This is a genomic window from Pseudomonas sp. HK3 (assembly GCF_052920985.1).
On record NZ_JBREXD010000003.1, the window covers coordinates 1085564 to 1100589 of the forward strand.

General features: G+C 41.2%; 12 protein-coding genes and 1 pseudogene. 3 read left to right on the forward strand and 10 right to left on the reverse strand.

Annotation, left to right across the window (positions count from 1 at the left end):
- Positions 1–27: 27 nt before the first annotated feature.
- From ACU6U9_RS20705 to ACU6U9_RS20750, 10 genes and pseudogenes are all read right to left on the reverse strand, one after another.
- Positions 28–324, reverse strand: a complete 297-nt coding sequence (locus ACU6U9_RS20705) for a hypothetical protein (protein WP_446736859.1) — start codon at positions 322–324, stop codon at positions 28–30.
- Positions 321–941: a tetratricopeptide repeat protein gene (locus tag ACU6U9_RS20710; protein WP_446736860.1), complete on the reverse strand. Its 621-nt coding sequence runs from the start codon at positions 939–941 to the stop codon at positions 321–323. Before ACU6U9_RS20710 ends, ACU6U9_RS20705 begins: the two co-directional genes overlap by 4 nt.
- Positions 916–3744 carry a tetratricopeptide repeat protein gene (locus ACU6U9_RS20715; RefSeq protein ID WP_446736861.1) on the reverse strand — a complete coding sequence of 943 codons (2829 nt, stop codon included), beginning with the start codon at positions 3742–3744 and terminating at the stop codon, positions 916–918. Before ACU6U9_RS20715 ends, ACU6U9_RS20710 begins: the two co-directional genes overlap by 26 nt.
- Positions 3741–5633, reverse strand: coding sequence for a hypothetical protein (locus ACU6U9_RS20720; protein ID WP_446736862.1), 1893 nt, complete (start codon positions 5631–5633; stop codon positions 3741–3743). Before ACU6U9_RS20720 ends, ACU6U9_RS20715 begins: the two co-directional genes overlap by 4 nt.
- A 1-nt stretch (position 5634) precedes the next feature.
- The gene (locus ACU6U9_RS20725) at positions 5635–6162 is read right to left on the reverse strand and encodes an AraC family transcriptional regulator (RefSeq protein ID WP_446736863.1); all 528 of its coding nucleotides are present in this window, start codon (positions 6160–6162) and stop codon (positions 5635–5637) included.
- A gap of 215 nt (positions 6163–6377) precedes the next feature.
- The gene (locus ACU6U9_RS20730; protein WP_446736864.1) at positions 6378–7562 is read right to left on the reverse strand and encodes a vWA domain-containing protein; all 1185 of its coding nucleotides are present in this window, start codon (positions 7560–7562) and stop codon (positions 6378–6380) included.
- 4 nt (positions 7563–7566) lie between these two features.
- Positions 7567–8403 carry an AAA family ATPase gene (locus ACU6U9_RS20735; protein WP_446736865.1) on the reverse strand — a complete coding sequence of 279 codons (837 nt, stop codon included), beginning with the start codon at positions 8401–8403 and terminating at the stop codon, positions 7567–7569.
- Between the two features lie 185 nt (positions 8404–8588).
- Positions 8589–9025 (reverse strand): annotated as a pseudogene (locus tag ACU6U9_RS20740) (nucleoside deaminase).
- 2 nt (positions 9026–9027) lie between these two features.
- Positions 9028–11736: a VWA domain-containing protein gene (locus ACU6U9_RS20745; RefSeq protein WP_446736866.1), complete on the reverse strand. Its 2709-nt coding sequence runs from the start codon at positions 11734–11736 to the stop codon at positions 9028–9030.
- A 49-nt stretch (positions 11737–11785) separates the two neighbouring features.
- Positions 11786–12457, reverse strand: a complete 672-nt coding sequence (locus ACU6U9_RS20750; RefSeq protein ID WP_446736867.1) for a YEATS-associated helix-containing protein — start codon at positions 12455–12457, stop codon at positions 11786–11788.
- A gap of 298 nt (positions 12458–12755) precedes the next feature.
- Here ACU6U9_RS20750 and ACU6U9_RS20755 point away from each other — a divergent pair, with 298 nt between their 5' ends.
- The 3 genes from ACU6U9_RS20755 to ACU6U9_RS20765 all read left to right on the forward strand — a co-directional run bounded on the left by ACU6U9_RS20755 (position 12756) and on the right by ACU6U9_RS20765 (position 15018).
- The gene (locus ACU6U9_RS20755) at positions 12756–13307 is read left to right on the forward strand and encodes a DUF416 family protein (protein ID WP_446736868.1); all 552 of its coding nucleotides are present in this window, start codon (positions 12756–12758) and stop codon (positions 13305–13307) included.
- Complete coding sequence (locus ACU6U9_RS20760; protein WP_446736869.1) at positions 13300–13668, forward strand: hypothetical protein; 369 nt, start codon at positions 13300–13302, stop codon at positions 13666–13668. The genes ACU6U9_RS20755 and ACU6U9_RS20760 overlap by 8 nt, the downstream gene beginning before the upstream one ends.
- A gap of 96 nt (positions 13669–13764) precedes the next feature.
- Complete coding sequence (locus ACU6U9_RS20765) at positions 13765–15018, forward strand: ABC transporter substrate-binding protein (RefSeq protein ID WP_446736870.1); 1254 nt, start codon at positions 13765–13767, stop codon at positions 15016–15018.
- The last annotated feature ends 8 nt before the right edge of the window (positions 15019–15026 follow it).

Below are 15026 nucleotides of genomic sequence, written 5' to 3' on the forward strand. Positions count from 1 at the left end.
TTGTGTCGTAATTAATCTATTAGAAACTTAATCCGTTACTAGGTCAATTGCTGCCTTTTTGTTTGCTTGCCACTGTTGATGCAATGACGATTCTAATTCAAAACTGTACGGGTCCATTGGCTTTAAGCGTTCTATTTCAGCACCACGTACTGGAGAATATAAACGTTCTGCGCCTTCTGGATTTTGCCAAGGAATAATATGCATAACCTGTGGCGCTTCATGATCGGCTTTAATTTTAATACCTTGCAATCGAATAACAGGCTCTTTAGCCAATATGGCCATTGATATCATCATTAAAGGCAGGGCACCCATTATATTTTTCATGGTGTATCCCCTGCTATTTGTGACTTACTGCCTGCGCGACGACTAATATCGACAATCCAGCCTGCCACTTGTCTATTAGGTTCACTTTGTAAGCTTTGATATTTTTGATAATAATCACTGGCTTTCACAAACTGCCCCATATAAATATCGTACAAAATACCTAAATTTAAATAACTTTCAGCTGTATTAGGCGAGATTTTAATTGCGTATAAATATGCGGATTCGGCTTGTTTAAACTCACCTAACTTACGATGAGATAAGCCTAGCTGATTAAGGACTTTTATATTTTGTTTATTCTTTTTAGAACTGGTTATCAGTGCGTCACGAGATTGCTCCCAGTTTCCTTTTCGCCCTTGTATCACGCCGATATTTGCAAAAGGACCCGCTAATTGAGGATACGCTTTTGTCATTTTTTCAAAGGCTTTTAAGGCTTCGTCTAATTTATTTTGATTCATCAGGCCAATCGCCAACTTAAAATCGATGGCGGCTTGTGTTGGAATCTCAATTATTTTTGATTCAACATTTGCATCCACCGTTGAATTGACCTGCTGACCAGCACAAGCGGCCAACAATGACAATAAAACGGCAATACTAGTGGATTTCAGCAATGGCATCATAGCTCACCTCTTCTTTGGCATATCGAGCCGGCATCAACTTTGATAACGCAGAAATGCTATTTTCAATCCAGCTATCATATAAACCGTCCCAGCTGCGCTTAATATTGGTCTCATGAATATTAATGGCCGCTTCTTCAAACGGGAACGCCTGGTCTTCTAATAGATATTCGTATTCTTCAAGTTCTAACTCATCCAGACCCGCTGGGCGTTGCGATGCCATTAAATCACGAGAAAGCTCGCCGTAAATTTCAGCAATTTGAAATGTCGCTGCGGTTGTAAACTCTTGCACTTCCATTTTGGCCGTACGTTGATAAGCATCCAACGTTTTCTTAAGCGCCACTTTCTTTTTGCCTAAGCTTTTTTGTAACGGTAAGGTTAACTCGATTTTCGCATAAGCTTGGCGCTCATAGTCCGCTAATTCGAATGATGCTTTTGCTGCTAAGAATTTCGAGCGATCTGTACGCGCTTGACCGGCAGAAACATCCGAAGCGATCAGTTTCTCTAACCAGTAACGACGCTTAACATGGTCATTTTTCTTAAGATATAAACCTTCTAGTTTGTTAATCGCTTCTAACTGAGCATCAAATGGTTTTGGATAATTATGCGCATAGCGCTTTAGCATCGCCATGGCATTGTCAATCTCGTCTGCTTTTTCATAGTATTCGGCTGATTGGTACAGTGCGATTCGTTGCTCGTTCTTATCACGAGAAAAACGCCAGATATTTTGTAACTCATATGCGGCTTTCTTCCAGTTTTGGGTGTTTTCATATGCAACGATCAACTTTGAAGGAATGTCTTTAGCCAGTTTATGCTTAGGAAATTTCTCTCTAAAGCTAATGAGCACACCTTCTGCTTTTTCCCATTTTTGTTTTTTCATCAAATACGATGCCGCATCATAGTGGGCGGTTATTTGAATAGGAGAATTCGGCACGACTTTGCCAACCCGCATAAAGTCAGAAATGGCTTTATCCAATACATCCTTTTCAACCCAGGCAACGGCCTGTTTATAAATACTGGCAGCCAATTTTTCATTAACGGCGCTAATATCACTGGCTTTGAGTTGTCGGCTATTTAGCGCTGCAATATACGATACTTCCGCTTGTGCAAATTCAGCCAAGTCGAAATGTGAGTGCGCTTTAATTAGATTAGCCACTGAGCGTTGTTTTTTATTAGCATCTTTACGCGCAAGTACGCTCGCACTTACATCAACGGCACGTTTAAACTGCCCTAGGCTAAATAAGCCTTCTGCTGCACGGGCAAGTACTTGTGAGGTGTTTTTATTATCTGGATAAACCAATGAATAACGCAAAGCGCTGTCCACTTTTTGCTCTAACCAAAATGTTTTTTCTTCAGGCTTTGCAGTATCGATCATTCGATTGTAAGCCACTAATGCCGCATACGCTGATTCTTCGGATTGCTCGTGCTTAGGGGTTTCGTAACCACCTTGCGTATAAGCAAGAATGGCTTCTTCGAAGCGACCCACTTCATATACCGCTTCACCTTTTAAGAAATACATCTCGCCAACTCTTTTGTCTGCTGGAAATGTATCAATATATTCTTGATACCAACGGGCCGAGGCTAATAAACTATTGAACTTACGCTTAATATTGTTCGTTTTTTGCCCACGCGAATGGTAATACTGAGCAAGTTGTGATGTGTAATCTTTAATATTAGGCCGAATCATATCGCGAATGTCTTCACCATAAATATTCCAATATTTACTGCGCACACCGTATTTTTCAATGTAAGCCGTTTTATGCTTTAACACTAAATCAATATAGCCTGCTTTTTTATAACTATTTACCACGCTGCTGTAAAAAGCAGGTGCCAATACATCGCTAGGATTGGTTCGAACAAATGCTTGGTATGTACGGGCCGCATCTGTGTATTGTTTTTTTGATAAATAGTATTCAGCTAAAGAGTCATACAATAAATACTCATAATGGCGACTACCAATACGTTGCATCAAGTGTGCGATTTGCTTGTGCCCGCTGTTATCGGCAAAGATCATACTCATAACACGTACGGTATCATCCAATAGTTCTTTATCGCCCTTTGTTGCGGTTACAATAGCCGTAGTATTTTCAAAACGTTCATCAATAACTTTTACAAACGACAGTAATGCATTGTCATAAGCGCGAAGCTTAAACTGACTCCAGCCGCGCATATAACTTGCACTAATATAAAAACGATTTGATTTATCACCCATGCTTACATACGCAAACGCACGATTAGATGCAGCAAAACGTTCTAAATTAAATAAGATATCGCCACGTCGGTATTGTGCTTCTGATACTAAATCAGATTTAGGAAAGTCTTGTGTTAAGCGAGTCAAAACCGCTAATGCTTGCTCATCATCCCCTTTTAGCATATGCACTTTAGCTAATTGGTAAAGTAACATATCGCTATCGCGACGACGGGGGAACATTTTTAACACTTGTGTATATGTATCAATAGCTTCTTGATATGTTTTTTGTACTTCTGCTGCGTTAAGCTGCTCTGGGTTATCCGCTAATAGTTCCTCTACATCCATCAATTTAAGGTCAGCTAAGCGGTGCATAACATGAACACGGGTTTCGCCTTTTGGTGCGATTTCTAAAAACCGTTGATATTTTTCAATGGCTTTTTTTGTATTTGCTTCTGGCGCTGGCATTTTGGCTAAACGTACGCCAACAGGGCGAATATTTGCAATACTTTTACCCGATAAATCTTCTTCGACACTGACAACATTACGCTCAGGCTGATTGGCACAGGCTGACAGCAATGCGATAAAAACAGCGGGGGCAATCCATTTATTGATCATTGTCTTACCTCCCCTGTGACGATGCGCTGATTATTCGATGTTTCATCAAATAATCGAGCCGCGGCTAAGCGTGCTTGCATCTGGTAATCCATGACACGCTCTTGGCGTTTTTTAATATCAATTTTAACGATGCTGCCTACTTTTTCGCGTTGCTGATAATAGACTTTATCCAGTTTTGTTAATTGTCTTTGATATGTTTTTTTAAGTTTATGAATACGTTGTTTAAAACCGCTAAAACTGTTTGGCGCAACCGCGTATGCGTACTGCGCGGCCTTAAATTGTTTATTTGCTTGCCTAATTTTTTCTTCCAGCAAAGCTAAACTGCTCGACACTTGTCTTTTTCGTTCGTTATAGCGCTCTGATAGCGTCCATTTTAGAACCCCTTCGACACGGCGTAGGCGATCTTTATAAGATTGTTCGTTTTGAGATGAGCGCTTAGCTAGATTATTAATTTGCTTGGTCACATCCGTAAACGACGCTAATTGATCTTTCTCTGATTGTGACGCTAGGCCAGAGCCATCCGGGTCTTTAAACGCTTTGTTTATGCGATACAGTAATTTTTTATAACGTTGCTGCAATGCTGAAAGCTGTGCCTGATGTTTGCTAACCTGCGCTTCTTTTTTAATAATCAAAAATTCTTTTTTACGGATATCCGCTGTGCTATCCAGTGCACTTAAGTCTGCCATGGCAGACTGTAATTGGTTACGCATTACATGCAAGTCACGTAAATTGGTTAATTCACCCTGAAAGTAGCCTTGGCTCATGACATCTTTTAAATAAACTTGATCAGGATGATTGGGCAGCGATAAATCAACAGATTGAAAAGCGCCCCAACGATCCGGCACTTGCTGCTTCATGAGTGGTTCAATGAATTCACCACTATTTAATCGCTTAGCGCTTTCACCTAATTGACGATAAATATCATCAAACTGTTCGGTGGCATACTCAAATGCCCCTAATGCCATGACTTTTGCATTCAGTTTTTCTAATAAATGAGGAATAGCAATTAAGGTTTCTTGCACATCTTGATTAAGCGGCGAGTGATTGGTTTTTAGCATATACCACGGCTGTAACGCATCATGGTATTGCCATTGTTCAGTCAGTGCCCAGCCATATGTTAACAATGCTTTAGGTGTATACGCGCCATCTAAACTCACATTTTTCAAATGTTTTATAGCGCTTCGACCACGGCCAGTTGCATAAAAAAACTGCCCTGCCATTAAATTAATTTTATCAGCCAGTGCTTCTGACCGATCCATTGTCTGCGTCAGTAACAATGCTTTGTTGAATACCGCCTCAACTTTACTAATATGAATATCACGTTCGGTATAACTTACCGCCAAATTCATATAAGCATATACCGCCCATTTGCTATCAGGGTTGATCGCTAGTATGTGTTGATCCGCTTTGCTTGGTTGGCCTTTAAATAATTCTAAGGTGGTTGCTAAAAAGTGATATTCATCTTTTAAATCGGCGGCTAAGTATGAGCCTTTTACTTTACGAATCGAACTTAATGCACTGGCCCAAAGCCCTTTATTGTAAAAGTGCTTTGCCATATAAAACCAAGCTTGCGCACGCGCAGGAGCCGGTAAAAAGCTGACTCTGTTGTCCGTTAGTAATTTTTTATATTGCTTTTGTGCATGCTGGCTCATACCCAAACCTAATTGAGCCGTTGCCGCATGGACGTCTAGAATTTTGCCATAGCCCTTACGGCCTTGTTGGCGTAATTTATAATTCAAGCCCAGCGCTTTGTCATATTCGCCTGCATGTAAGCTATACAATGCTTGGCCATAAATAGGATCACGAGCGATCGAACGCCGTTCGTCAGGTAATAAGTCGGCCCCATGAACAATAGGGGCTAGCAGTAATAGCCAAATAAACCAACGCATATCACTTCCACTCAACAATGGCGAAGTCTGGTTTATTTTGATTTGGGTTATGACTGATTTTTACTTCTAAATATTTACTGGCACGGGCTTTACCAAAATCGGCTACTACCATGCGCTTCACTGAGCGACCATCACGATCTTTACCCATGATTTCAGCTTTTAAATAATGAAGACCTGGCTTTAAGTTACCGACATAGATTTTTTGAATACCGCCACGACGTAATGCTTCCACTTGTTCTGCACGATATACATGGGAGGTCACGTCTTGCTCGTCTAAGTTAAGTTTAACGGATTGAATTTCAAAATCGGGGACAGCATCCATTGAAACAAAGACAGCAAATGAGGTTGTGGCGGGATAAAGCAACTGCTCTTCTAGATCAAAAAGCTCGCGATTTAATTCAATGACTTCCGCTTTTAATTCTTCTATTTCAGTATCTAAACCCGCTTGCTCAGCCGCAAATAATGAAAATGACGCAAATATAGAAAGAAATAGCACGAAGCTACTTGCAATGGATTGGATTGCCTTCACGGTTGACCCTTATTTTTTATTTTTATTATAAGGACGCTTTTTTTGAGAATGCTGCGTCTTGGCGTATTGTTACCTAGGGTTTTACAGGATGCAACCAAGGTTAGTGAGTCGAGAGTACCAAAACGTATATTAAATAGTCAAAAACTGTAAATCGGCACATTTTAGCCAATAAAAAAGGGAACCGATGGTTCCCTTTTTATGGCTTACATAAAATACTATCGGCTTAATTCACGCATAGCATCTTCAAGACCGTTTATGGTCAGAGGATACATATCATCTTTCATGATATCGCGAATGGCGTTTAGTGAACCACTCCAGCCCCACTGAGAGTCAGGTACTGGGTTAAGCCACACTACTTTAGAAAAGTGATCTTTCATGCGCTCAAGCCAAACCGAACCGGCTTCGTCATTCCAGTGCTCTACGCTACCACCAACATGCGTCACCTCATAAGGTGCCATCATGGCATCGCCAATAAAAATCACTTTATAGTCTTTGGTGAATTTACGGAGAATATCCCAAGTTTGAGTACGCTCATTGCTGCGACGACGGTTATCTTTCCACACGCTCTCATACAAGCAGTTGTGAAAATAAAACGTTTCCATATGTTTAAACTCGGTTTTAGCCGCAGAGAACAGCTCTTCACAAATCCGAACAAATGGGTCCATCGTGCCGCCGATATCAAAGAACAACAACACTTTCACCGCGTTGTGACGCTCTGGTACTAATTTGATATCTAAAAAGCCGGCATTATTTGCTGTTGAGGTAATGGTGTCATCAAGGTCTAACTCTTCAGCCGCGCCTTGACGTGCAAATTTACGTAAGCGTCTTAATGCCACTTTAATGTTGCGAATACCCAGCTCAACATCGTCATCTAAATTACGGTAATTGCGCTGTTCCCAGACTTTAATCGCCTTTTTATGGCGACTACGACCTTGCTCAACACGCATACCTTCAGGGTTAAAACCATCGGCACCAAACGGTGAGGTGCCACCTGTGCCGATCATTTTATTACCGCCACGGTGACGCTTTTCTTGCTCTTCTAAGCGTTCTCGGAATTTTTTCATAAGCTCATCAAACCCACCTTGGGATTCAATGGCTTCTAGCTCTTCTTTACTAAACAAACGCTCAAATTCTGACTTCATCCAGTCTTCTGGAATGCCTTTCGCGCTGGTCAAAATTTCATCCAGCCGATCGATGCCTTCAAAATAGTGGGCAAATGCCTTATCGAATTTATCAAAATGCCGCTCGTCTTTTACTAAGCAGATACGACTGATTTGATAAAAATCATCCAAATCTGCAAATGCTAAATGATTTTGCAGCGCGCCTATGAGATCCAAGTATTCGCGAATCGAGCATGGCACTCGGTATTCGCGCATGGTTTGGAAATAATCAACCAACATAGATTTAGCCTTTACGACGAGACATGAATGCTAGTTTTTGTAGCAACTCGACGTCTTGTTCATTTTTAACCATGGCACCATACAATGGCGGAATCGCTGTTTCTTTGCTGCGTAATGTTGCGGGGTCAACATCATCGGCGAGTAAAAGCTTCAACCAATCGACCAATTCTGATGTTGAAGGCTTTTTCTTTAAGCCTGGCACTTTACGCAAATCAAAGAACACATCCATGGCTTCTGCCAATAGAGATTTTTTAATATCTGGGTAATGCACATCGACAATGCGTTGCATGGTGTCTTTATCTGGAAAGTCGATGTAATGGAAGAAACAACGACGTAAGAATGCATCCGGTAATTCTTTTTCGTTGTTACTGGTAATAATGATAATAGGACGATGTTTTGCCACGATGCGCTCTTGCGTTTCGTAAACAAAAAACTCCATTTTATCCAGTTCTAACAATAGATCATTGGGGAATTCGATATCGGCTTTGTCGATTTCATCAATCAAAAGTACCGGCGGCTTATCACCTGTAAACGCTTCCCATAACTTACCTTTTTTAATGTAGTTTGAGATGTCTTTTACACTTTCGTTGCCTAATTGAGAATCACGTAAACGCGAAACGGCATCGTATTCATATAGACCTTGGTGCGCCTTGGTTGTTGATTTAATGTGCCATTGAATTAAAGGCGTGCCTAATGCTTCTGCCAACTGTTCAGCCAACATGGTTTTACCTGTGCCAGGTTCACCTTTAATCAATAATGGACGCTGCAGCGTGATAGCGGCGTTAACGGCCATTTGTAGCTCGGACGTGGCGACGTATTCTTCTGTACCAGTAAACTTCATATTTTTGCTCAATTTAGCGATATTAATGTACCGAATGGTAACTCAGGATAAGGGATTTTACACCCTTGTACATGGCTTGATTTTACGCTTTCGCTAGCAAAATAGATCAATTTTCGTGTTTGTTTTTGATACAAAAAAGCCCAACGAATAGACATGGGCTTTAAGAAGGAGGCTGTAATAAAGGACTAAACCCCGATATCTTCATTCCAAAGTATGGTTTATCTTGAATAAAATCCTTCATCAGTCGAATACAGGTTTCGTCTTGTAATACCTCGAGTTCGACCCCTTTATTGGTCAACCAGGCTTCTTCTCCCATAAAAGTTTGGTTTTCAGCAATGATTACTTTAGGAATCCCATATAAAGCAATAGCGCCGGAACACATGGAGCATGGGCTTAATGTGGTATAGAGCGTCGACGCCTGATAAATGCTTGCACTCAGCCTGCCTGCGTTTTCAAGTGCGTCCATTTCACCATGTAATACACAGCTTTGCTTTTGGATACGACGATTGTGCCCACGGCCAATAATTTCACCGTTATGAACCAGTACCGATCCAATCGGAATGCCGCCTTCTTGTAACCCCAGCTTGGCCTCATCAATGGCCGCTTGCATGAATGTATCCATATTTACTCTTTTTTATCGTTGTCGATCAGCGCGTCAACATCAATATCATCCAATTCGCTTTCTAAATTAGCCAATGCGGCATCAATAGAATTATCGTCTTCATCTTCCGCTGTGTCAGCTTCACTTGCTTGAGAGCCTAAGTCAAATTCATCGCTTGCCGGTTCTTCATCAATCGCCTCATCTAATTGCGGGATATTCTCTTCATCTTCATCGCTTAAACTATCCAGTACGCTATCGAGTTCATCAATTGCACTGGCGGTTTCTTGCTTGTCTTGATCAATTTCAGGGTTGTTATCGATATCAAAATTTTCATCAAAATCAGGGATATCATCTTCAACAGGGGCTGCTTGAGCCGTTGGCTCTGGCTCTTCTATATCTAAGTCACCTATATCGCCAAGATCATCCATTTCTGGCATTGATTCATTTTCATCAGGCACATCATTTACATTAATGGCCATCTCATCTTCACCATCACCACTTAGGTCGAAGTCTTCATCAAAATCTTCATCGTCTAAACCATCGTTTAAACTGACCTCTGGTTTATCCGTGCTCTCTTTAGCTGTGTCATTTTGAGTCGTCGCGACCTTCTTATTCATGATTTTGCGATAAACCAAAAAGCCACCCACACCCAGTACTAAAATAGAAACGGGTATCACAGCGTATAACCAGTAAGGTATGGGCTCTAATATTTCTTCTGGCTCCTCTTCTGTGACATCTTCACTCACAACCTCCTCAACAGGTGCAGCGGGCTCTTCTTTGGGAGGTTCCTCCTCTTGAGCTTTCATTTTTTCTTCTAAGTTAGGCACCGCAGGTTCAGTCGGTTCTTCTTCCGGTGTAGGTGCTTCTTCTACGACATCTTCTTGCGCATCACTTTCAGGTTCTTTTTGTGCCTCTTTATCCTGAGGCTCTTTTTCGGCTTCAGGTTCTTGTAGTGGTGCCTCTGGTTTTTGGCTTTCTGCTAAATACTCATGTGTAAAATCAGCGGGAATAGGAAACATGAGTTTAATAGGATCTGGTTTCACCCGAAATTCTTGGTTTTTGCCCATGCTGCCTTTTATGTTCATGGCGATTTCATATTCACCAGGGCCTTTGTCCGGAGCAATAACGGCTTCCCACACCCCCTCTTCAATCCAAGGCATAGCTTGAATAATAGAGGATTGATCAGGCCCTTTTAATTTGGCAATGACTCGCGTTTTGGCGACCTCCACATCAGCCACCTGCGGGATGACTCGAACTGCGTAGGCTTCTGTTTTGCCTACCTCAATTTTACGAATTTCAAAACCAATTGGCTGGCGTACCTGTATGTATTCTTTACGCATACGCTTAAAAGTTTTGCCGTCTACTTCAATTTTTAACTCGTATTGCCCTTCTTTTGATAATCGCGAGATACTTTCTTTATAACGACCATCCGTGGGGATTTTCGCAGGATCGCTGATCATTTTAGTGCCACTGCGACCCGATTCAGCTGTCATAGTCATTTCAAATGTCATGAGTTTTAAGAAATCAGGATCACTGATGACTTTGCCACTTTCGTGCAGGTAAACTTCAAAATCCACTTGTTGCCCAGGAAAAAGTGAGTTGGGTAAATTTTTAATTTCCATTTTCAAATCACTCACAACCGTGACACGATTATCAGGATCTAATTCGGCTTCTATTTTCCATTTCCCCGCCTCTGGTTTCGTAATGGTCACTAGATCATAAACGGACTCACCAAACCAACGGGCATTCTCCATAGGTTTAATTTGACTGACCACCGTCCCTGACGGCGATGTCAATTGCATGGGGTTCGAGCCTTTTTTACGAAAAACGAGGGCGGTAAATTCTTCAACACTGGCATCAATGTCAAACGTATTATCGTTCGCAAGTGGCACTTGTTCTGCTACTTCTGGCGCCGCTTTTTCAAATGCTTTTAAAAATGCTTTAACAAGCTCTTCTGGGGTATTAACGACAACACTGCTGCCACTGGTTTCTAGCGCTAACTTATCGAGTAATACTTTATCGGCGTTACTCGATAACCCAATACTGTGTATTTTAATGCCTAAGTCCTGATACTGTTTCAAAATCGTTGTGGCAATACGCTGTCTTTCTGCGCTGTTTTTGGCTTGTTGCTGTGGGTCATTATCAGCGGCGATATCAACTAAGCCATCTGTTAATAAAATAACATGCTGCTCATATTCGCCATCGCGTTCAAGCTGCCATGTGGCCTGCTCCATTGCTTGGCCAATATTTGTTCTTAAACCATGAGAGTTTATTTTTTGAGCGCTTTTTTTTGCGTCTTCTCGCCATTTTTTATTCACAACGGCAGGGGGAATCAGCATGTTCACCCACTGACCAAACGTCCATACGCCGGCTTTTGCCCCTTCTGGAATCATTTCAACAATTAAATTAAGGGCGGGTATCCGCAAGTTATCTGGGTCGTTTTGCTTCATTGAGCCCGATATATCAATAATAACGCGAACATCTGTGGCTTTACTGGTGGGGATAATTGTACTTTTAGCATTTTGCGGAAGGTTTAAACCTTCAATTTTTTGAGGCGATTTTAAATTGGCGGCTGGAGTCGGTGATTTCGTATTATCAGGGGTAGTTTTTGGTGCCGTCTGAGCGGAAGGCCCTGGCGTTATGTTTTCATCAGCCGCTATCGCAGGTGTACTCACAATAAGATTTAAAACAAAACCGACAATCATCAATGGCTGTTTAATTTGGTAAATCATTGTCGGCTTATCCTAAGTACTTATCCTTGGTGTCAAAAGAGATGCCAAACTACATCTGGCTCTCCAGTACACGACGACCCTTTTCAGTAATGTGCCAGCGCACACCATTTTTACCGCTGACTTTCCCTGCTAAGCTACGAGACACTAATACGCTTAATGTTTGCAACATTGTGGATTCGTCATTGTTCGATTCACGACATAAACCCGCAAGAGATCTAAATATATATCGGCCAGTTGACAGCATTTTTAAGGCTTTTGAACTGGTTACGTCTAAATCTTCGCTGTAATCCATAATTGCAGGTTCTTCATCCGGCTCAAGATCCTGCTCTGTTTCTGTATCAATAAGTGGCAATAATTCATTTTTAATAATGCGTAAATCATGATGCACGCTGTCTGACTGCTCTTTAGCATGGCGCGCCGCATCTAAAATACGATCTGACATATTTGTAATGAAAAAACGGCTGGCAATTGAAGATATTAAACAAAAACCCGTGAAGATTAATAACCTAGACGGATCACCTTGTGTCTCCAATATCAGTTCACTATTTACTAAGTCTAGAATAACGGGAACCAAAAAGGCTGCGCCAATACCCACTACCAAACAACGGGGTAAGCTGGTTGCGTCCGGGTCGTGGTCTCCGTACATATAGTAATTAACTAGGCCACCAAAAATGCCCGCTAACAGCATAACGGTTGCCAATATGAAAATATGATTAGCCATTTCTACCTCTCGTCCATTAGAGCTGGCTCTAATGATTTAACAGCCCAGTAAGCTTTTATTAAGCCCACACTGGGATTCTCCTATTACTGTGATTCTTACAGTACTGCTAAACCTGCATCCCTTTTATAAACCTAGACGGATTTTTCAAATGCGCAAAAAAACAATGACTTATGAATCATTCACACAAAATAGACAAAAAATGCCAATTAATGTTTAGTATTTTCATTATGAGCTCAGCTAGCGCTATAGATAAAACACGTAAGTAGCTATAATTAAGCTCGAGACAAATGGAGTTTTTATGGATTTTCCCGCTTTAAATCATTGGCAACAATTGGCCTTTTGCGCCTCACTATGTGAACGCAGCATGCCTAATTTTCAACTTTTTTGTGAAATCGAACATAAAGAAGACGACTTCAAACAAAGCCGTAAAATTCTGAATAAGGTTTGGGAGTTTCTACGTGGCCAGCTCACCAGCCTAAAGAACATGGAGAATCAAATCGATACATTAAACGACTTAATTCCAGACCCCGATGCCTATGAACATTTTGGTGTTTATCCCGCAATGGACGCCATGGTTAATTTACAAAGCTGCCTACAAGCCGTACTGGATAGCAGCATCTTAGATGCTGAAAATATCCAAACAATGACCCACGAACGCTTATCAGAAGTACTTGATATGCAAGGTATTACTCAAGCAGAAAGCGAATTATGGTTAAGGCAGTATGATTTTGAACACGCCTTGTATGAATTGCTTACTAGCCAGACAAGCCACGCAGATATGGTTAAAAAACTACTGCCATTAAGTAAAGATCAAGGTGTGAGTCAAATCGGTATTTGTTTAGATGATTAAAGTGTTTTTACTGCTACTAGGGTTGAATATAGCCTTGGTGGCACATGCAGATAATGACCATTCTGGTCACAGTGATGACTTATTGCTGCTACTTAAAGATAAAATCGAACTGCAAACGTTAGTTAAAAACTACCCTTCATTGTCAGAGCAAGAACAAGCATTAAATAGCGCTAGGCAAAGGATATTGTTTAAGCGCTCTCTTTCACGCTTAAAACACTATGTGGCAACACCAGAAAGCCAATATCCGAATATGTCTATGTACCATGAAAGCTTAAAAAGCCGAGCCGTATTAATGCAAGGTTTTTCAGCGTTAATGCTCGACGCACAATATCTACAAGACAATACATGCCAAGCCCACTAGCTCTGCTTTTTTTACAAACATTTACGGTTCTGCCCCTACGAAGCCTTTCAGCTCTGCTATCTTTAACCTAGTAAATACTTTTAGGATATGGGTTAAATGGGCAAGTTAGGCGTGATCATTTTGTTGCTGCTTTCACTAAGCGCCCAAAGTAACCCAGATATTCAAATAAGCCATTCGTTAGATAGCATGTTCTCTGATATTGAGCTGCTTTCTAATCACCACCTAGGTGATTATGAAAACCTAATAGGGACTCATATTAGTCCTTATATTGATATATTAAATATGAGCCAGCTTATTTTAGGTCGTCACTGGAAGCGTGCCAGCATCCAGCAAAAACAACGCTTTCTTAAATGCTTTAAACGCCAATTTAGAACCACTCAAGCCCAAACCCTTCTTGAATGGCAGCCAACCTCTTGGCACGAGATAAAAAAAGACTTTAACGAGAACCGAACAAAGGCGGCAATCGTTATGGCGTTAGCACAACCGCAAGAAACCCGAGAATTTACTTTACGTGTGCACTTAGTTAACGATAAGTGGCTAATTTATGATGCGGCCTACCTAGGCATTAGCTTACTAAAAAACTTTAAAGATGATTATGCCGTCAAAATTAACAGCCAAGGGTTAAACAAAACCTTGGCTCAAGTTTGTCAGCAATACCCTGAGGTTATTAAGACATTAACCATTGCAGGTACACAATGGCCACCCTTTATTGCACGTAGCCTCCCAGGGCAAGGCGTCAGCGTTGAAATCGTCAGCGCCGTTCTCAGCCGTGCAGGCTATAAGGTCGATATGGCGTTCGCCTCATGGAAAAAAGTAATGCGCGGAATGAAACAAGGTGAATATGACATCAGCGTTGCTGCGTGGAAAAGCCCACAAAGAGAGCAGTACTTAATATTCAGTGAACCCTATTTATACAACCAATTAATTGGAGTCAAGCATCAGGCGTCCTCTTTTAAACTGAGCACATTAGAGGAAGCGCTTTCACAATCATTATCATTAGGGTTAATTGATGACTACGCCTATAGCCCTCAGATTCAAAAATATCACAATAGACGCTATGTCAAACAATATCGTACGCTTTTTCGCAGTGTCGCTGCAAAAGACTTAGATTTTGCTTTACTTGATCGAAGCGTTGCTCAGTATTATTTAGAACGAACGCCAACACTCAAAAATAGTTTGCAAGTGACCACTACCAGTCTAGAGGTTAAACCACTGCACATCAGCATGATTAAGCAACACCCTGCGGCACAAGAAGTGATAAGTGACTTTAATCGTTATCTTAAAATATATTTAAAAAGTCGTGATTATCAGGCGCTATTAATTCAATACGGTATTGATAACACCCACTAAAACTGACT